Consider the following 18,955-nt stretch of genomic DNA (forward strand, 5'->3'; position numbering starts at 1 on the left):
GGATACGATGATTTTGTTGGATGAGAATACAAGAGCAGTAGTTCAAGGAATCACGGGAAAACAGGGAAGCTTCCATACAAAAAAAATGTTAGAATGCGGAACAAAAATAGTAGGAGGAATCACGCCAGGAAAAGGAGGAAAAGATGTTTATGGAGTTCCAGTATTTGATACAGTTAAAGAAGCAGTTAAAAAAACAGATGCAAACGCTTCAGTTATTTTTGTTCCTGCCCCATTTGCCAAAGATGCTGTTTTTGAAGCAATGGATGCAGGATTAGATCTTATAGTAGTTATTACCGAACATATTCCAGTACACGACACGATGGAATTTGTTAATTATGCAGAAGACCTCGGAATTAAGATAATTGGACCAAACACTCCAGGAATTGCTTCTCCAAAGGTTGGGAAATTGGGGATAATCCCAATGGAAGTTTTAAAGGAAGGAAATATAGGAATGGTCTCAAGAAGCGGAACTCTAACATATGAGATAGCAAATCAAATAAAAAATGCGGGTTTTGGTGTTTCAACATGTGTAGGGATTGGAGGAGACCCAATTGTTGGACTTAGATACGGAGAAATATTAGATCTGTTTGAAAAAGATAAAGAAACAGAAGCAATTGTAATGATCGGAGAGATCGGTGGAGGAGCTGAAGAGGAGGCATCAAAATTTATAAAAAAGATGAAAAAACCAGTAATTGGATATATTGCAGGGCAATCAGCACCCGAAGGGAAAAGAATGGGACATGCAGGAGCAATAGTTGAAAAAGGAAGAGGAACAGCAGAAAGTAAAATGAGAGCATTAGAAGAGGCAGGGGCCTATGTGGCAAAAAATATATCAGATATACCGAAGATCCTAAAAGAGATTTTAAAATAACGAAAATCCAATAATAAATATGAATAAAAATATTGAAACATACTAATGTAATGATAGAAATAAACGACTCAAAACAATTAGATAACCAAAAAGTGGCTAATTAAAATGAAAATGTAATAGTTGGTGAGAAGATGCCAACAATAAATGTAAAAAAAGCTGATTTAGAGAGATTAGTAAACATGCCCTTGGAAGATGAGTTTATTGAAGAAAAATTCCCCATGATGGGTGTTGAAGTTGAAGAGATCTTTGAGGAAGATGGAGAGAAGGTTATTCAATTTTCTATAAATCCAAATAGACCCGATTATTTAAGTGTTGAAGGTTTAGCGAGAGGTTTTAGAGGAATTATGGGAATAGAGATTGGATTAAAGAGATACGATATTGAAAGATCAGATGTAAAATTATATGTTGAAGATGTTAAAACAAGACCTTTTATAGTAATGGCAATGGTTAAAGGAGTTATAATAGATGATTATGTTTTAGAGAGTATAATTAACCTCCAAGAAAAACTTCACTGGGTTATGGGAAGAGACAGGAAAAAAGTAGCGATAGGAATTCACGATGCAGATAAAGTTAAGCCCCCATTCTACTACAAAGAAGTTAGGGGAGATGAGATTAAATTCGTTCCACTAAACTCAGAGGAAGAGATGACTCCAAGAGAGATTTTAGAGAAACATGAAAAAGGAATAAAATACGCTCACTTAATTAGAGATGATAAGTTTCCAATAATATTGGATAGCGAAGGGAATGTTTTATCAATGCCACCAATAATTAACGGAGAACTAACAAGAGTTACAACAGAAACAAGAAATCTAATAATTGATGTCACTGGAACCGATAAATATGCAGTAGAAAAAACACTAAATATAATTATTACAGCATTAGCAGAGAGAAAATATGGAAAAATACACTCTGTTGAAGTAATTAAAAATGAAAATGAAAAAACACTTTACCCAAATTTAAAAGAAGATATTTTAGAAACAACACCTGATTATATAAATAAGGTTTTAGGGACAAATCTAACCCCTGGAGCAATAATAAACTACCTAAGAAGATGTAGATTAGATGCTCAATTTTTAGATAACAAAATAAAGGTTTATGTTCCAGCTTATAGGGTAGATATGTTTGGAGAAGTTGATATTGCAGAAGAAGTGGCTATCGCTTACGGATATAACAAATTCTCTGGGGACTATCCAATCATCGGAACTATTGGAGAACTCAACAAATTAGAAAAGAAATGCGATTTTATAAGAGAAATCATGATTGGATTCGGATTCTATGAAGTTATAAACCTAATGCTCTCAAATGATGATGTTTTATTTAAAAAGATGCGTCTTGAAGACAACAACTACATAGAAGTTTTAAAACCGGCATCAATTGAACACAGAATCGTCAGAAAAAGCATTCTTCCATTATTAATGGAAACCCTACGCTTAAATAAACATAAAGAACTACCACAAAAAATATTTGAGATCGGAGATTGCGTTATAATAGATAAAAACGCTGAAACAAGATCAAGAGTGGTTAAAAAGATAGCGGGGGTTATTATAGACAATGAAACAAACTTTAACGAGATTAAAAGTTATGTTGAAGGTTTATTAAGGGAGATTAAAATTGATTATGAGCTTGACAACTTTGAGCACCATTCATTTATTAATGGAAGATGTGCTAAAATAATAAAAGATGGCAAAATTATTGGCTACTTTGGAGAGATCCATCCAGAAGTTATTATAAACTTTGAATTAGAATTTCCCGTAGTTGGATTTGAATTAGAAATTGAATAACGATAAAAAATAAAGATAAAAGAATTATAATGAAATATTAGTATTAAAATAAGCTTTTATTAATTGATATTTTTATTAACAACCCTCATATAAATTTAATTATTTTTAAGTCATTATCTTAAAGTTTGTGGTGGTATCTGTGGAAAAAATAGAGGAGATTAGAAATATTGCTTTAAATGTGTTTATTATTATCTTGGCTATGTATATAGTTGTATTAATATACACTTATCTTCAAACCTATATTCCATATAACATGTACTATCTTGAGTATCATCTTAAACTTGTTGTGGAGATATTTGGAATAATTGTTGTTCTGTTGTATATTCCAAAATTAAAGGACATAACATACTCTTTCATTAAAGAATTTTACAATATGTTTAAAAAACTATCAACTGGGCAGATTTTTGTAGTGTTGGCAATTTTGTTGCTCATTTATTCGGCAATCTCTTTGGCTTTTAATAGAGAAGATTACGCAAACGCAGTAGCAATTTTAAGTTATTATTTTTTAACATTTGGTGTTTTAAATGAGTTTTTTGATTATATTTTAGAAAAAAGGTTATATTATTTAACGAACACATTAAAAACATTCATTTCTTTGATTCTTATTGCAATAATGATCCATTACACTCCTAATATTAAAGAATATTTCTCACATTTAGATATATTAATTGCTTTTATAGCTGTTTTGTATTTAGCAGTAAAACTTAAAAAATTAATAAAATAGTTAAAAAAAGAAAAAAAAGTTTTTTAATTAGCTATTTTTCTTGTCCATGTAGAAGTATGCTCCAGCAACTATTATTATTAGAATAATTATTCCGACAATTATTAACGTCCATGAACTGCCTCCTGATGTCTCTGTTGCAGTTGTTGTGTTCTCACTGCTTGTGGTTTTTTCACTTGTTGTTGCTGGTTGTTGAGATGTTGCTGCTGTATTTTCATTGCTTGTAGTTGGAGCTGTTGATTCAGTAGTTGTTGTATTTGTTATTATTGTTGTTGTGTTAGTTGTTTCATTTACTGTTGCGTTTTCTTCAGTTGGAACTGCTACTGCAAAGATACTGAATCCTGGAGTGTATGCCTTATAATACACGTTCTCTGAGTCAGATATTGTTTTCTCTGTGTGTAGTTCTTCCCACTTGTAGTGGTATCTCAGCATTACAACCTTATCAGGATCGTATCCATTGCTTTCAAGCCATTTTTTAGATACTACAAATTTGATCCAACCTTTTGGCTCAATAGGTTTTCCTGTAGTTTCGTCTATAACTTTTATTTCAACTATATTGTAGAATTTGAATGAGTTTAGTGGTTCTACATTGCTTGGTAATTTTGAAAGTTTTTCTAATTCTACTTTTACTTTAACTTTTTCGTTGTATTCTAACATTAATCCTAATATTCCTAATTTTTCAGCGTCATCTTCAGGTATTGGTATGTTTGTAACAGCTCCCGGTTGCAGTTGTGTCATTATTGACGATGATGCAACAACTATACTTGATGTTGATTCTGAAGATTTACTACCCCCTCCTGAATAAACGTATGATCCTCCTGAACTTGTTGATGATGATGTTGATGAAACATAAACACTACTTTCCTTTGTGAATGTAACTTTACTTCCATCTGATTTAACAACAACTTATTTGTTTTGTTTCACGGCTAACTCCAATGAAAAGGGTTGAGCATGCAATTAAGGCAATTTATTATGTTAAAAAAGAAATTCCTGATGTAAAGTTATGGATTTTAGGAAGTCCAAAGAAAGAAAGTTATTTAAAGAAGTTAAAAAATTTAGTTAATAAATTAGGATTAAATGATAATGTTAAATTCTTTGGATATGTCTCTTTTGAAAAAAGAAATGAGATAATTAAAAAAAGTCAGGTTTTAGTTATTACTTCTGTTAAAGAAGGATGGGGATTAAATGTTATTGAAGCTAATGCCTTAGGAACCCCAGCTGTGGGTTATAGAGTTTCAGGATTGGTAGATTCCATTAAAGATGGACATAATGGTTTGTTGGTTGAAGAAGGAAATATTGAAGCATTGGCTGAAACTTTGATTGATCTATTAAGAGATGACAACGTAAGGAAGAAGTTAAGTGAAAATGCTATTGAATGGGCTAAGCAGTTTAGTTGGGATAAGAGTGCTGAGGAATTCGAAAGATTTTTAGAGATGGTAGTAAATAATGAATGAAAAAATGTTAAATAAAATCTTAAATGAGTTTTTAGAAAAATGTAGGCAAAAATTTGGAGATGATTTGATCTCAATTATTTTATTTGGTTCTTATGCAAGAGGAACAGCAACAGAATATTCTGATATTGATTTGTTGGTTATTGTTAAAAACCTACCGGAAAGGAGGATTGACAGGCATAAAGTTTTGAGAGATGAGGTATTGTATTTTATTTTTAAATATGGTGTTAATATCTCTCCAATATTGATCAAGCCAACAGATTTATTACCTAAAGAAATAAATCCATCAATATATGGAATTTTAACTGGTTATAAAATAATTTATGATAAAAATGATTTTTGGAAGAATTATATTGAAAAAATAAAGCCAATTGTTAAAAGAATGAGGCCAATATTTGTTGATGGGGAGAAAGAATGGAAAATCGCAGATTTAATATAAAATATGCAAATTTATTTATAAAACGGGCTAAAGAGGATTTAGAAGTGGCAAAAGTTTTATTAGAAACAAATCATTATCCTGATGCTGTTTATCACTCTCAACAATGTGCTGAAAAAGCGATAAAAGCAGAAATTTTTTATCTGAAATGGACATTAGGGGATCATGGAAAAGTAAATTGTTAAATAACAGTAAAAGATCTTTTATTAAAAAATACTAATGGGACAGTAGTTATGTATCCTTCAATTTCTACATATATAATGACTTCATGGGGATACCAAGGGTCTAATGGATTTTATCTGAATTATTTTGAACCTATTAAAGTTGTAGTTCCTGATTATTTTGGAAGTTATTCTCAATATTCTAAAAAATTTAAAATATATACAAACTTAACAATCCCTAAAATTACAATTATCACAAATAACAATAGTAAAATTACAATCTCGGGAAATAATTATAAACATATACAAATTAACTCAATAAATATACAAAATTGCTCGTTTTCCAATGATACAAAAAAATTATATGAAAAATATAATTATAAAATATATTTTATTGGACAAATCTATTATAAATGGTAATCAAACTAAGCTACAATATTATGAAACAATACTAAATCTTTTAGAACAAGAGGGCAAAATAAAAGTAATGTATAATGGAAAATACTTGGAGCTTTATAAAATATTAAAAAATTGATCTTTATATTTTTTTAATTATTTATTGTTATTGATTATAATAAATCATTAAATATGTTATAGTTTAGCAATATCAACAATAACTTTCTTATCATGTATCATTTATCTAATCTATGATTGGAGAAGAGAGAAAGAAGATAAATGGGCAATAAACTTAAACAGGAAACTAAATAATTTATTATCAAAAATAATGAAAGTGAAATTATGAAAACTCTTTCTGAAATAAAAGAAATCCTAAGGAAACATAAAAAAGAATTAAAAGAAAAATATAAAGTTAAGTCAATTGCTATATTTGGTAGTTATGCAAGAAATGAACAGACAGAAAAAAGCGATATTGATATATTAGTAGAATTTTATAAAACTCCTGACTACATCAAATTCTTTGAGTTGGAGGATTATTTATCTGATTTATTGGGAGTTAAAGTTGATTTGGTTATTAAAGGAGCAATAAAAAATCCATACATTAAAAAATCCATTGAGGAGGATTTAATTTATGTCTAAGAAAGATGTTAGGGCATTTTTATATGATATCTTAGAGAATATGAAAGATATTATTGACTTCACCAAAGATATGGATTATGATGAGTTTTTAAAAGATAAAAAGACGCAAAAAGCAGTGATTAGAAGCTTAGAGGTTATTGGAGAGGCAGTTAAAAATCTTCCAGAGGATTTTATAAATAAATATCCGCAAGTTCCATGGAAAGGCATGGCAAGGTTGAGAGATAAGTTAATTCACCATTATTTTGGAATAAATTATGAGATTATTTGGGATATTGTAATTAATAAAGTTCCAAATGATATAAAAGAGTTTGAAAAAATTATAAAAGACATTGAGGGAGAGGATGAAAACACTCTCTGAGATTAAGGAGATATTGAGAAAGCATAAAAAACTTAGAATATATTAAAGTTAAATTATTAAAGAGAGAAAGAAATATGAGAAATTTTCTCAATCATTGAAGGAGAACCAAATTTAATTTATTTCATCTACAGCCCTATAAACTCAGGAAAACTACCCTAAATAATGAATATTTTATAAGAAATAGTTATTAATACATCAAAACTATTTAATTAAAGAAAACTAAGAAATTGAAGATACCATGATAAATAAGATTAGAGAATTTTTAGTTAAGAAAAATATCCTATTCTTAAATCCACAAAAAGGAACTTTAAAGCCACAATCATTTTTGTTTAGAACATTATAAAAAAATAATTTAACAGGGAGAGATATTATGGAGCAAAAATTGGCAAAACATGGCATAATAATGATATTTTTTAGTTTATCAACAGCATTTTTTAACTATCTTTATCAACTTTTCATGGGTAGGTTGTTGATTCCAGAGGAGTATGGAATTTTATTTTCTTTAATAAATATTTTTTATATTTTTAGTGTTTTATCAGCGACAGTTCAAACTACGGTTACAAAATACTCCTCTCAATTAAAGGCAAAAAACCAATTTAGCAAGATCTCTTACTTTTGGAGATACGCTCTAAAGAAATCTTTTATATTTGGATTGATAACAACAATTTTATTTTTTATAATAACCCCTCTCCTGTCAAATTATCTTCACTTTCCTTCACAAATGCCTGCATTGATATTATTCTCCTCTATATTATTTGCATACGCAATGCCCACAAACCAGGGCATACTAAGAGGATTACAAAGATTTATTCCATTGGGAATTACTCAAACACTTTGGTCGTTTTTAAAATTTATATTGGGAGTTTTATTGGTCTATTTTGGTTTTGGTGTTAGTGGAGCGTTAGTTCCATTTTTAATTGCTAATATTATTATTTTTTTGATTTCTTTCTACTTCTTAAAAGATTTAATAAAAATAAACCCAGAACCATTTAGGATCACTAATCTTTACAAATATTCAACTTTAACATTGTTGGCGTTATTAACTTATACTACAAGTTTTTCAATAGATACGATCTTAGCAAAACACTATCTAACTGATTTTTTAGCTGGAATTTATTCATCCGTCTCTGTCTTGGGAAAAATAATTTTGTTTGCCCCTGGTGGCATAGCAGTAGTATTATTCCCAAAAGCATCAGAATTAAAAGAAAAAGGACTTAATCATTTTAATTTATTTATAAAAGCACTAATATTGACTATTGTCTTAACAATACCTGCATTACTATTATTCAAACTATTTCCAGAACTAACTATAAAAATTATATTTGGAGAGAAATACTTAAAAGCAATACCATATTTATTTAGATATAGTTTAGCAATGTTTTTCTTTGCAATTTCTGGGTTAATGATGAATTATCTTTTATCGTTGGGAATAACAAGAGTGGCTTATGCTCTAACTTTTAGTTTAGCAATTGAAATTCTGGGAATTATTATATTTCATCAAAATATAAATCAGATTGTAGATATTGTACTGCTCTCATCAATAATGTCATTAATAGTCCAGGTTCCATTTATTATAGAAGTCAGGGGGAGATTATGCACATAAGTATATTAAAAAAGTATAGAATAGAAGTTATATATCTTATATTATCAATAATAATTCTAATCCCATTTTTTTCAGATAAGTATCTCTTTCTACTAGATACCTTACCAAAGTTAAACGATCAGAGTTTGATTGACCAATTATATGGATTCATATCTCCCTCTTACGGGGGAACCCTGCCACTTAATATAATAAACGTCATAATTCCCGCATATATTTTTCAAAAACTACTGTTGTTATTTATCTTATTTTTCAGTGGGTATTCAGCTTATTCACTGGCAAAAAAATTAACAAACTCAGAAATTGGAAGTTTTTATGCAGGGATTTTATATATGATCAATCCTTACACCTATATAAGAATAATTGTTGGGCATTGGTTTATTTTATTTGCATACAGTTTATTACCATTAGGAGTTAAATATTTCATTGAATTGTTAGAAAACAAAGATAAAAAATCTATTATAAAAGCAACCTTGATAACTTCACTTATAGCTTTTAATGCACATACCTTATTTATGGCATTCATGGTTTATGGGATAATATTGACTTTGAAATTAATAAAGGAAAAATCTATAAGTTTATTAAAGCCAGTTAGTTTATTTGCATTATCATTTTCTATGATAAATGTTTATTGGTTAGTCCCTCTGTTGACTGCAAAGTCATCATCGTTAGTAAATTATATAACAATTCATGATTTATACGTTTTTGCTCCAAAAGTTGATTCTTTCTCAGCATTATTTACATTAGCAAGTATGTATGGGTTTTGGAGACCTGCTTATACTTATGCGAAGGATTATCTTCCATTTTGGGAAGTATTATTTGTTATAATCATATTCCTTTCAGTTCATGGATTTTTATCATACTACAAAAATAGAAAAATTGGAATTTATGTTATATCTTTTGCTTTGATTTGGTTTGTTGGATTATTTTTTGCTACTGGAATAACAGGACCATTTAAAAGTATATTCCAATTTCTCTTTGATCACATATTTATTTTAAAAGGAATGAGAGATACCCAAAAATTCGTTACTTTAATAGTTTTGTCTTACTCGATCTTGGGAGCTTTTGGTCTTAAAGAGATTGTTAAAAGTATAAACTCGAATAAAGCAAAAAAGATTATAGCGATTTTCTTTATTACAATTCCTTTAATCTACTCTTTCACATTCTTTAATGGTTTTGATAATCAAATTAAATCAACTGATTATCCAAAAGATTGGTATCAAGTAAACAACTTTTTAAATAAAGATAAGGATAATTTTAACATCTTGTTTTTCCCATGGCATTTATATATGGATGTTCACTGGGTCCCAAATAAAGATAAAAGAATAGCAAACCCTTCCCAAACATTCTTTGATAAATATGTTATATTTGCTAAAAATTTAGAAGTTCCAGGAATATATACTGAAATTTATACACCTTACCAAAGTTATATCGCATATCTTCTACAAAATCGGGAGAAAATACACAATTTTGGTTCGTTGGTAGCTCCTCTTGGAGTTAAATATATTTTATTAACAAAAGAAGTTGATTATAAAAACTACAACTTTCTATTTAAACAGAAAGACATAAAATTAGTTTTAGAGACAAAACATCTTTATGTATTTAAAAATGAAAGGTATAAAGGAAAGATCTATTCAGTTGAAGGCGTTAAATATGTAAAAAACATTAATGATCTTATAAATTTGAGTAATAAAGAAGATATATCAAAAGAACTAATAATAATTGGAAGTGGAATTAATAAAACCTCAAATAAGTGGAAGCCATTACACTATAAAGAGATAAACCCCACAAAGTATGTTATTGAAGATAAACCTTTAAAATATGTAATATTTACAAATGAATATTCAAAGGATTGGAAATTAGATGGAGAAAGCCCAATGGAAGCTTATGGTGTCGTTAACGCTTATAAAATAAAAGAAAAAAGGGATAAATACGTAATAACCTATGACAGGTTTTATAAGATATGCTTACCTTCTTATATAATTTCCCTAATATCTTTAATAGTATGCATTACCTATTTAATTAAAGAAAAAATTAATTAAAAACTGAAACTTTATTTTCTTTTCCAATCGTCTTCGAATCTTACAATATCGTCCTCTTCTAAATACTCTCCAACTTGGATTTCTATAACTTCCAAAGGAATCTTTCCAGGATTCTCTAATCTATGTTTATAACCACTTCTTACAAAGATACTTTCTCCACTTCTAACAAACTTCTCTTCCCCTTCAATAATAACCCTTGCCATTCCTTTGACAATAACCCAATGCTCACTTCTATGATAATGAAGTTGATAACTCAACTTCTTTCCTGGCAGAACAGTTATTTTTTTGACTTTGTAAAATCTTCCCTCTTCTAAAACCTCATAACATCCCCATGGTCTGTAAACCTTTTTGTGGAATAAAACCCTTTCATCACCTTTTTCTTTTAAGTTTTTAACAACATCTTTAACCTTTTGACTGTCCCCTTTATTGCAGATTAATAGCGTATCTTTCGTATCAACGACAATTAGATCTTTAACTCCAATTAAAGATGCCAATTTTCCACTATGCGTATATATTAGATTATTTTTCGAATTTAATACAACATTTTCTCCATAGATAATATTTCCATTTTCATCCTTGTCAAAAACGTCATATATGGCATCGAAACTTCCCAAATCACTCCATTTTATATTTAGAGGGATAACTGCTACTCTATCTGTCTTTTCCATAATTCCGTAATCGATTGAAATATCTGGAACTTTTTTATAAACTTCATTTATATCCTCTTCTTTAAATGCTTCATAAACCTCTGGGCAGTGTTTTCTAACCTCCTCTTCAAAAATATCTGTTCTGAATAAAAACATCCCGCTATTCCATAAATAACCATTTTTAATATATTTCTTAGCGGTCTCAAAGTCAGGTTTTTCTTTAAATTCCTCAACTTTATAACCAACATCCAACTTTTCTCCCGGCTTAATATAACCATAACCAGTATGGGGCTTATTTGGCTTTATTCCAAAAGTTATTAAATAATTATTGGTTAATTTAACACCTTCTTTAACTGTTTTTGTAAATTTCGCCCCATCTTCGATTAAATGGTCAGAAGGAAAAACAGCGACGGTGTCTTCCCCATCCCTCTCCTTTATAACCTTAACCCCATAATAAATCGCTGGAAGAGTATTTTTTCCTATCGGCTCTATTAATATATTATCCTCATTAAAATTATAACCCAACTCTTCAATCTGTCCCAAAACCAAAAACTTATGCTTTTCATTTGTTATTATGTAAATATCTTTTATATTTGATAACTTTAAAGTTCTTTCAAACGTTAATTGAAACAATGACTTTTCAAATGCTTTAAACTTTATAAACTGTTTTGGATAATACTCCCTACTTAAAGGGAATAACCTACTTCCCACACCACCTGCTAAGATTATGGACTTCACATTGATCACCCTTTTTATGTATTGTATGTTATTTTTATTATTATGATGTTAATTTAAATATGCTTATTCGTTATCTTATATATAATATTTTAATAACAAGAATAAATTAATATTATAAAAAATTATAATAAAATTTAAACCCAAAATAATAAAATTAAATCAGTAATGAAATAAGAATTTCTTTACCCTATATATCTGGATCAATTATGGGGCAGAATAATACGTTATAATATATTGAATTATAATTATAATAGTGAAACTATGCTCAAAAATCTACTGTATAAAATTGAAAAATTAAGAAATGGAGAATTGGAAGGATTTAATGTTTTAAAAGAGCATATTCAAAGTTTGGATGAGTTTCAATATCAACAAATAATAGATAGGTTGAAATTTCAGATTGAGATCGTTGAAAAATACAACCCAAAGGTTAGGCCGGCAATAGATCCTGTTGTATCGACAGAACTCGGAATTTATAGGAGATTGGATGATTTTGAAGTTGGAAAGCTTTTAAATTATCCTGAGTGTTGTATAAAATCGTTTGTTGAGGAGGTTAGAATATCAATAGATAGAGATCATTTAAAAGAAGTCGAAGAAATGAAAGATAATTTAAAAAATAAAGGAATTTATGCAATAGTTCTACCCTCTGGTTTTATTCCTTGCAGTTTAAGATGCGAAGAGGCAATAAAAAGGGGCTATATAGGATATTTAAATAAGGAGGAGTTTGATAAGATATTGAAACTTGAAAAGGAGTTAAAGGAAAAGATCAGGCATTGGCATTTTGGATATGAGGATTACTATGAAAAAATAATATTATAAAATAATTAAAAATAATATTAAATATTATAAGAGAATGTTTTTAACTTCTTTAATTTTTTTACGTTTTTAATTATATATTTTAATCAATTTTCACGACTTTTGTCAAAATCTACACGTTGGTAGAGGTCATATCCATGATATTTCCTAAACTTAATATATAAATTTATTATATATAAATTTATTGTAATTGTGGAATTAGAAAAGACATAAATAACACTGGGAAATAAAGAATGAGCAAAAACTAAAAAGTTGGTTAAGATTTTTGGTGTTGATTATGTATATAATTATAGCAGGAATCGGAAGAGTTGGCTACACTTTGGCCAAATCGCTTTCTGAAAAAGGTCATGACATTGTATTAATAGATTCCGATAGAGAGAAGTGTAAAAAGGCCTCTGCGGATATAGATGCACTTGTGATCAATGGGGACTGCACAAAAATAAAAACATTGGAAGATGCAGGAATAGAGGATGCAGATATGTATATAGCCGTTACTGGAAAGGAAGAGGTTAATTTAATGAGCACACTGTTAGCCAAGAGTTGTGGAGTAAAGAAAACGATAGCAAGGATTTCTGAAATTGATTATAAAGATGTATTTGAACGTTTAGGTGTGGATGTGGTTATCTCTCCTGAACTAATAGCTGCTAATTACATAGAAAAACTAATCGAAAGGCCAGGAATATTGGATCTAACTATTGTAGGAAGAGGAGAAGCAGAGATATTGGAATTTATTATTCCAGAGAAAGCAAAAGTGGTAAATAAAAAAATTAAAGAGCTTGGAAGGCCAAAAGATTATTTGATAATTGCAGTTTATGATGGAGATGAATTAAAAATTCCAAGTGGAGATACAGAACTTAAAGCAGGAGATCGAGTTTTGGTTTTAGTTAAAAAAGATGCTGCTGATGCAATAAGAAAGATGTTTTTAGAGGATTAAGTTAAAAATAATTACAAATTAAGTTTTAGGCAAGATCAAGTTTAGATTAGTTATTGATAAGATGAAACATTGAAGTGAAAAAATAAAATTATAAAATAAATTAAAAAAAGACAAATTTAAGAGAAGAGGGATTTTTATGGAGAGGGTTAGAGTTATTTCACCATGCACATCAGCAAATTTAGGAGTAGGATTTGATGTATTTGGTTTATGTCTAAAAGAGCCGTATGATGTAGTAGATGTTAAAAAGATTGATGAAAAGGAGATAATTATAGAGGTAGATGATAAAAACATTCCAACAGAGCCGAATAAGAATGTTGCTGGAATTGTAGCAAAAAAGATGATGGATGATTTTAACATTGAAGAAGGAATAAAAATAACAATAAAAAAAGGGATTAAGGCAGGAAGTGGATTGGGAAGCTCTGCTGCCTCATCAGCAGGAACGGCTTTTGCGATAAACGAACTGTTTAATCTCAATTTAGATAAATTGAAGTTGGTTGATTATGCTTCTTATGGGGAGTTAGCTTCTTCAGGAGCTAAACATGCAGATAACGTGGCTCCTGCAATATTTGGGGATTTTACAATGATAACCAACTACAATCCATTAGAGGTTTTACATATACCAATTGACTTTAAGATGGATATACTAATAGCAGTTCCAAACATCTCAATAAATACAAAAGAAGCAAGAGAGATTTTACCAAAGAGTGTTAATTTAAAAGATCTTGTGAATAATGTTGGAAAGGCCTGTGGTATGGTTTATGCACTATACAATAGAGATAAAGAATTATTTGGAAAGTATATGATGGAGGATAAAATTATAGAGCCAGTTAGAGGGAAGTTGATTCCAAATTATTTTAAGGTTAAAGAGGAAATTAAGGATAAGGTTTATGGAATTGCTATAAGTGGTTCGGGCCCTTCAATTATCGTATTTCCAAAAGAAGAGTTTATTAAAGAGGTTGAAGATGTTTTAAGAGATTATTATCAAGATGTGATAAAAACAGAGGTTGGTAAAGGAGTAGAAGTAATTTAATTTATAATTTAATTTAAGTAAATTAATGAAATTGAAATAGGAAGATAAAGAGGAGATGATGTATGATCATTACAGAGGGAGAGATAACCTTTGAAATTCCGGATCATTTAACAATAACTAAAAAAGATGAAGTATTTTATAATCCAAAAATGAAAACATGTAGAGATATAAGTTTAGCGGTAATTCAGGCATTTATAAACAAATATTATAAAGATAAAGAGATAAAAATAGCAGATGCCCTTTCTGGAACAGGAATCAGAGGATTAAGGTATGCAAAAGAACTTAACGCAAAAGTTAAAGTTTTTTTAAATGATATAAATCCAAATGCATATAGAAAGATCCTACAAAATGCTAAATTAAATGATATTTCAAATATAGAGGTTTCAAATGAAGATGCAAACACATTTCTCTCTCGACATTTTAGATTTTTTGATATTGTAGATATAGATCCCTTTGGTTCTCCATCTCCATATATAGATCAAGCAATAAGATCTCTAAAAACAAAAAACGCGCTCTTATGTTTAACTGCAACAGACACATCCGCACTGTGTGGTAGGGCTAAAAAATCATGTTTAAGGAAATATCTCGCAGTTCCGTTGAGAAGTAAGGATTGTCATGAGTTTGCTTTGAGAATATTGGCTGGCTATGCTATGAGAATGGCCACAAAGTATGAACTCTTTTTAAAACCAATTTTCTGTCATTCAACGGATCACTATGTTAGAGTTTATCTTATCACAGATAGAGGGGCTAAAAAAGCAGATAAAACATTTAAAATGCTCGGATATGTTAAGGATTATGATGGAATTAAAGAAGTAAGGAATTATGGAGGAGAGGGATTTTCGGGCCCTCTGTATATTGGCAATTTATATGATTCAGATATTGCAAAAGAGGCCTTAGAGATCGCAGAAAAGAGAGGATTTGAGAAAAGGGTCTTAAAGATTCTAAAATTAATATATGATGAATCAAAGTTAGGTCAGATAGGATGTTATGACATTCATCAGATCAGTAAAGTTTTAAAAACGTCTCCTCCACCTATGAATGAGATACTTTCCACATTGGAAAATAACGGATTTTATGCAACTATTGCTCATTACAATCCGAAAGGAATAAAAACTAATGCATCACTAAAAGATGTTATTGAGGTAATTTTGAAATATAATAACAGATTTGAGAGATAGAATATACAGTGATCATAATAATCTGATTTATAAAATTTTTGATATTCACCACAACAGGGGGAGCGGAATGTTTAACGATAAGAGAATAAAAATAAAGGATAAAAATAATAAAAAAGATAATAAAAATAAAAAATATTTAAAGTTGATTTCACTTCTTATTATTCCAATGCTATATGTGGGGATCTGCGGTTGTTTAAATATAGTTCCTAAATCCTTCTATGATGATTTTTCATCCTATCCAATTGGAAAAAAAGCACCATTTGGAGAGTGGAAAGTTAAAGAAGGAGGATTTAAAATTGAAGCTATATTAAGCGAAGATAAGAAAACCCTAAATAAGGTGGCAGTGCCAATAGACAACGGAATAATATATATCGATAAAAATTATACCGACTTTAAATTTTTGGTTGATATAAAAAGAATGGATATTTCTGCATCTCCAAAGATATATTTTAGATTAACAGATCACGCAAATGCAGGATACTTTATCGAGATAGAAGGATATGATAGAGGATATATTCTTTACAAGTTTAATGGAACCCGTGTGATAAAGTTGGCTGAATCATACGACTCAGCCCCAGCAGGAACAGATTTTTATAGATACGAGGTAGTGGCAAAGGGGAATAGAATAGTGTTTCTTGCGGGAGGGGTGGAGTATATCGACTATACAGATAATAACTCCCCTATCCTTAAAGGAGGAATAGGGATCGGTGGAGGAAGAGCTTACTTTGATAATGTGAAAGTTATTCCAATAGATTAGCCAAGTTATCACAATAAATATAAATTATTCGATTACCAAAAACTATATATATGAGCTATTATTATTTAATTTTTGCTTTCGTTCGATAGGTTGAAGGGCGGTGGCTCAGCCTGGTTAGAGTGCTCGGCTGATAACCGAGTGGTCCGGGGTTCGAATCCCCGCCGCCCTATCATAGTTTTCTGTTTTCATATAGAAAATAGTTGGCTGTCAAGTAAAGTGGGACAAGGTATCCTGTTTTGATGAACCTTTTACTAAAAGGTTCGTTTGAATCCCCGCCGCCCTATCATAGTTTTCTAATGTCTATAATCTTTTCTCTATTTTCAAAAACTATATATCGAAGAATTTAAAATTTTAGATTATGTATTTTCAGCAATATCCACATGCACATAAGCCCTCTCAACATTGTTCAATCTTTCTAATCTTTTCTTCACTTCCACTTCCGTATCGTGCATTTCCCTTGCAGATATGTTTGGAGGAACTTCGACATGTAATTCAACATATATTCTCGGCCCAACATACTGAGCCCTTATGTCATGAACTCCAACTACTTTATCAACTTTTAACGCTTCCTCTTTTATAAGATCGAAAAACTCCTTTGGAGGGGACTTTCCAGTTAAGTAATCAATACTTAACTTACATATATCAAAAGCTACTTTTGCAATCATTAACGCCACTATAAGCCCAGCAACCGCATCTCCATAATAAATTCCAAATTTTTGAAGGATCAATCCAATCAATACAACTATACTACTTAAAACATCACTTCTATGATGATAAGCATCTGCAATTAACACTTGATTATTTAATTTTTTCCCGATTAATAGGGAATATCTTGTCATTAACTCCTTAACTATTATGGAAAAAATTGCCACCCCTACCATTATGGCATTTACCTCAATTGTTCCTCCGTTAACTATCCTATCCACTGCGAATTTTCCGATTTCAAACGCTGTAAGAAACAATGCCAATCCGATGAAAAATGAGAATAACGGTTCAAATCTTGAATGTCCGAATGGATGGGACTCATCTGGCGGTTTTGAGGCAATTCTCACACCGATAATTCCTATAACACTTGTTATGACATCAGATAATGAATGAATACCGTCAGAAATTAAAGATATACTTGAATACATATACCCAATTACAATTTTTATAACTCCAAGGAGAATGTTTCCAACAATACTAACAACCATCGGTTTTTCGGCCTCGTTCATGATCTACCTCTTTTCTGTTAGATCCAACTATTAAATGTTTAGAATGCACAAATCATCTAAAAATTAATGACCTTTCCAACATGTCCGTAAACAAAATTTTTCAGTTGAGATAATTTTACACTTGCTTTGAATCCTGTGCAGTGCATTGGCATGATCCAAAACGGTTGGGATTTGAAGTAATTAACTACTTCGTTTAAATATGGTTCAGAAACCCCTCCTAAGTGAAAACCTCCTAAAACACCTTCAATTTCACTTAATTTTTTTCCGTATTCAACTACATTGATAATTCCACTATGTGAACATCCAGTAATTAAAATTCCATTGGCAATTAAGAACATATCATCTTTTAATTCGTCTTCTACTAATTTTCCATTTTTAATGCACATAAATCTTTCCATTTCATATGGAAAAGTCCTCGGAACTTCTCCAGAGACGATTATATTTTTATCGATCTTATATGGTTTAGTTATCATCTCTAAATCAGCTTTTTTTAGAAGATAATTTCTTACTTCATCACTCATTCCAATATACCTTTTCCCAGCATATTTTTCTAAAAACGCATCCTTGTGAACTATAACCTTTCCATTGATCAGTTCGTTATCAATTATGTATTTTAATCCATCACAGTGATCATAATGTCCATGAGATAATACCACATAGTCGAATCCTTCTTTTTCATCAAATAGTTTTAGATTTTCTTCAATAATTTTCGGATGTTGTCCTGCGTCAAATAGTATTCTCTTTCCTTTACTTTCAATAAGTGCTGAGAATCCATGCTGAGCAAAGAATTTCTTATAGGCAGTGTTATCTACCAGTATTTTAATCAAGTTATCACCAAAAAGGTTTTTGAATGTGATAAACATTTTTCCACATATGTGGTAAATTATCTATTGAGGATAAATACTTTTCGCTCCACTTGTATTTGGGTTTTGAGTAGTTTTATTTGTTAATATTTTATTATATTTTTTTCCTGTTTTTTGGTTATCGTTTAGTTGTTTGTTTAAGAAACAATAAAAACACAAAAATAAAGGGTTTATTTCACTATCATATCTGATATAATTAAATTAATCAATTATAGAAAAGTTTTTATAGAACTTTATAAACATAGAAAAAATGAGAACTTTAATTTAATAAATAAGAACAAATATATACTATTTAAGAATTGCATTAAAACATTAGAATAGAAAA

General features: G+C 29.7%; 19 protein-coding genes, 1 tRNA gene and 1 pseudogene. 17 read left to right on the forward strand and 4 right to left on the reverse strand.

The genetic code is table 11. From position 1 onward, the window contains the following. The first annotated feature begins 7 nt into the window (after positions 1 to 7). From sucD to METVU_RS01955, 3 genes are all read left to right on the forward strand, one after another. Positions 8 to 871, forward strand: a complete 864-nt coding sequence (gene sucD / locus METVU_RS01945) for a succinate--CoA ligase subunit alpha (RefSeq protein ID WP_012819800.1) — start codon at positions 8 to 10, stop codon at positions 869 to 871. A 131-nt stretch (positions 872 to 1,002) separates the two neighbouring features. Beyond that, the gene (gene pheT, locus METVU_RS01950) at positions 1,003 to 2,652 is read left to right on the forward strand and encodes a phenylalanine--tRNA ligase subunit beta (protein ID WP_012819801.1); all 1,650 of its coding nucleotides are present in this window, start codon (positions 1,003 to 1,005) and stop codon (positions 2,650 to 2,652) included. Positions 2,653 to 2,791: 139 nt separating this feature from the next. Next, complete coding sequence (locus tag METVU_RS01955; RefSeq protein ID WP_012819802.1) at positions 2,792 to 3,376, forward strand: hypothetical protein; 585 nt, start codon at positions 2,792 to 2,794, stop codon at positions 3,374 to 3,376. Between the two features lie 27 nt (positions 3,377 to 3,403). On the opposite strand, the gene METVU_RS01960 is transcribed toward METVU_RS01955, so the two are convergent. Beyond that, the gene (locus tag METVU_RS01960; protein ID WP_048196704.1) at positions 3,404 to 4,111 is read right to left on the reverse strand and encodes a PGF-pre-PGF domain-containing protein; all 708 of its coding nucleotides are present in this window, start codon (positions 4,109 to 4,111) and stop codon (positions 3,404 to 3,406) included. A gap of 170 nt (positions 4,112 to 4,281) precedes the next feature. Here METVU_RS01960 and METVU_RS01965 point away from each other — a divergent pair, with 170 nt between their 5' ends. The 8 genes and pseudogenes from METVU_RS01965 (at position 4,282) to METVU_RS01995 (ending at position 10,456) form a co-directional block, all read left to right on the forward strand. Beyond that, positions 4,282 to 4,827 (forward strand): glycosyltransferase family 4 protein, encoded by a 546-nt coding sequence (locus METVU_RS01965; protein WP_281033862.1) that lies wholly within the window; start codon positions 4,282 to 4,284, stop codon positions 4,825 to 4,827. After that, the gene (locus tag METVU_RS01970; protein ID WP_012819803.1) at positions 4,820 to 5,263 is read left to right on the forward strand and encodes a nucleotidyltransferase domain-containing protein; all 444 of its coding nucleotides are present in this window, start codon (positions 4,820 to 4,822) and stop codon (positions 5,261 to 5,263) included. Before METVU_RS01965 ends, METVU_RS01970 begins: the two co-directional genes overlap by 8 nt. Next, a complete protein-coding gene (locus METVU_RS01975; protein ID WP_012819804.1) occupies positions 5,239 to 5,445 on the forward strand; it encodes a HEPN domain-containing protein in 207 nt (68 codons plus the stop codon). Before METVU_RS01970 ends, METVU_RS01975 begins: the two co-directional genes overlap by 25 nt. Before the next feature lie 714 nt (positions 5,446 to 6,159). Beyond that, positions 6,160 to 6,456, forward strand: a complete 297-nt coding sequence (locus METVU_RS01980) for a nucleotidyltransferase family protein (RefSeq protein ID WP_012819806.1) — start codon at positions 6,160 to 6,162, stop codon at positions 6,454 to 6,456. Then, a complete protein-coding gene (locus tag METVU_RS01985; protein WP_012819807.1) occupies positions 6,449 to 6,814 on the forward strand; it encodes a HepT-like ribonuclease domain-containing protein in 366 nt (121 codons plus the stop codon). The genes METVU_RS01980 and METVU_RS01985 overlap by 8 nt, the downstream gene beginning before the upstream one ends. A 223-nt stretch (positions 6,815 to 7,037) precedes the next feature. Then, a pseudogene (locus tag METVU_RS09195) lies at positions 7,038 to 7,157 on the forward strand (hypothetical protein); the annotation flags it as partial. Between the two features lie 27 nt (positions 7,158 to 7,184). Beyond that, positions 7,185 to 8,417, forward strand: coding sequence for an oligosaccharide flippase family protein (locus tag METVU_RS01990; protein WP_012819808.1), 1,233 nt, complete (start codon positions 7,185 to 7,187; stop codon positions 8,415 to 8,417). Next, on the forward strand, positions 8,408 to 10,456 hold the full coding sequence (locus METVU_RS01995; protein ID WP_012819809.1) for an alpha-(1->3)-arabinofuranosyltransferase domain-containing protein: 2,049 nt from the start codon (positions 8,408 to 8,410) through the stop codon (positions 10,454 to 10,456). Before METVU_RS01990 ends, METVU_RS01995 begins: the two co-directional genes overlap by 10 nt. Positions 10,457 to 10,467: 11 nt before the next feature. On the opposite strand, the gene METVU_RS02000 is transcribed toward METVU_RS01995, so the two are convergent. Further along, positions 10,468 to 11,841, reverse strand: a complete 1,374-nt coding sequence (locus METVU_RS02000; RefSeq protein WP_012819810.1) for a mannose-1-phosphate guanylyltransferase/mannose-6-phosphate isomerase — start codon at positions 11,839 to 11,841, stop codon at positions 10,468 to 10,470. Between the two features lie 261 nt (positions 11,842 to 12,102). Between METVU_RS02000 and METVU_RS02005 the strand changes: the two genes are divergently transcribed. The 6 genes from METVU_RS02005 (at position 12,103) to METVU_RS02030 (ending at position 16,722) form a co-directional block, all read left to right on the forward strand. Then, the gene (locus METVU_RS02005) at positions 12,103 to 12,657 is read left to right on the forward strand and encodes a DUF483 domain-containing protein (protein WP_012819811.1); all 555 of its coding nucleotides are present in this window, start codon (positions 12,103 to 12,105) and stop codon (positions 12,655 to 12,657) included. A gap of 274 nt (positions 12,658 to 12,931) precedes the next feature. Beyond that, complete coding sequence (locus tag METVU_RS02010) at positions 12,932 to 13,588, forward strand: potassium channel family protein (RefSeq protein ID WP_012819812.1); 657 nt, start codon at positions 12,932 to 12,934, stop codon at positions 13,586 to 13,588. Positions 13,589 to 13,724: 136 nt separating this feature from the next. Next, positions 13,725 to 14,618, forward strand: coding sequence for a homoserine kinase (locus METVU_RS02015; RefSeq protein WP_012819813.1), 894 nt, complete (start codon positions 13,725 to 13,727; stop codon positions 14,616 to 14,618). A gap of 62 nt (positions 14,619 to 14,680) precedes the next feature. Next, complete coding sequence (locus METVU_RS02020; RefSeq protein ID WP_012819814.1) at positions 14,681 to 15,796, forward strand: tRNA (guanine(10)-N(2))-dimethyltransferase; 1,116 nt, start codon at positions 14,681 to 14,683, stop codon at positions 15,794 to 15,796. A 67-nt stretch (positions 15,797 to 15,863) separates the two neighbouring features. Continuing rightward, positions 15,864 to 16,553 (forward strand): family 16 glycoside hydrolase, encoded by a 690-nt coding sequence (locus METVU_RS02025; RefSeq protein ID WP_012819815.1) that lies wholly within the window; start codon positions 15,864 to 15,866, stop codon positions 16,551 to 16,553. A gap of 94 nt (positions 16,554 to 16,647) precedes the next feature. Beyond that, positions 16,648 to 16,722 (forward strand) — tRNA-Ile (locus METVU_RS02030). Positions 16,723 to 16,909: 187 nt separating this feature from the next. On the opposite strand, the gene METVU_RS02035 is transcribed toward METVU_RS02030, so the two are convergent. Next, on the reverse strand, positions 16,910 to 17,767 hold the full coding sequence (locus METVU_RS02035; RefSeq protein WP_012819816.1) for a cation diffusion facilitator family transporter: 858 nt from the start codon (positions 17,765 to 17,767) through the stop codon (positions 16,910 to 16,912). 56 nt (positions 17,768 to 17,823) lie between these two features. After that, positions 17,824 to 18,594 carry an MBL fold metallo-hydrolase gene (locus METVU_RS02040; protein ID WP_211204356.1) on the reverse strand — a complete coding sequence of 257 codons (771 nt, stop codon included), beginning with the start codon at positions 18,592 to 18,594 and terminating at the stop codon, positions 17,824 to 17,826. Positions 18,595 to 18,955: the final 361 nt, after the last annotated feature.

Origin of the sequence: Methanocaldococcus vulcanius M7 (genome assembly GCF_000024625.1) — an archaeon.
In the GTDB taxonomy this organism is placed as follows: Archaea; AGJL01; Methanococci; order Methanococcales; family Methanocaldococcaceae; genus Methanocaldococcus; species Methanocaldococcus vulcanius.

Coding starts and splice junctions, on each gene's coding strand:
- METVU_RS02015 (WP_012819813.1), top strand. CDS start 13,725: ATGGAGAGGGTTAGAGTTATTTCACCATGCACATCAGCAAATTTAGGA.
- METVU_RS02025 (WP_012819815.1), top strand. CDS start 15,864: ATGTTTAACGATAAGAGAATAAAAATAAAGGATAAAAATAATAAAAAA.
- METVU_RS02005 (WP_012819811.1), top strand. CDS start 12,103: ATGCTCAAAAATCTACTGTATAAAATTGAAAAATTAAGAAATGGAGAA.
- METVU_RS02010 (WP_012819812.1), top strand. CDS start 12,932: ATGTATATAATTATAGCAGGAATCGGAAGAGTTGGCTACACTTTGGCC.
- METVU_RS01980 (WP_012819806.1), top strand. CDS start 6,160: ATGAAAACTCTTTCTGAAATAAAAGAAATCCTAAGGAAACATAAAAAA.
- METVU_RS01975 (WP_012819804.1), top strand. CDS start 5,239: ATGGAAAATCGCAGATTTAATATAAAATATGCAAATTTATTTATAAAA.
- pheT (WP_012819801.1), top strand. CDS start 1,003: ATGCCAACAATAAATGTAAAAAAAGCTGATTTAGAGAGATTAGTAAAC.
- sucD (WP_012819800.1), top strand. CDS start 8: ATGATTTTGTTGGATGAGAATACAAGAGCAGTAGTTCAAGGAATCACG.
- METVU_RS01960 (WP_048196704.1), bottom strand. CDS start 4,111: ATGACACAACTGCAACCGGGAGCTGTTACAAACATACCAATACCTGAA.
- METVU_RS01995 (WP_012819809.1), top strand. CDS start 8,408: ATGCACATAAGTATATTAAAAAAGTATAGAATAGAAGTTATATATCTT.
- METVU_RS02020 (WP_012819814.1), top strand. CDS start 14,681: ATGATCATTACAGAGGGAGAGATAACCTTTGAAATTCCGGATCATTTA.
- METVU_RS01990 (WP_012819808.1), top strand. CDS start 7,185: ATGGAGCAAAAATTGGCAAAACATGGCATAATAATGATATTTTTTAGT.
- METVU_RS02035 (WP_012819816.1), bottom strand. CDS start 17,767: ATGAACGAGGCCGAAAAACCGATGGTTGTTAGTATTGTTGGAAACATT.
- METVU_RS01970 (WP_012819803.1), top strand. CDS start 4,820: ATGAATGAAAAAATGTTAAATAAAATCTTAAATGAGTTTTTAGAAAAA.
- METVU_RS01985 (WP_012819807.1), top strand. CDS start 6,449: ATGTCTAAGAAAGATGTTAGGGCATTTTTATATGATATCTTAGAGAAT.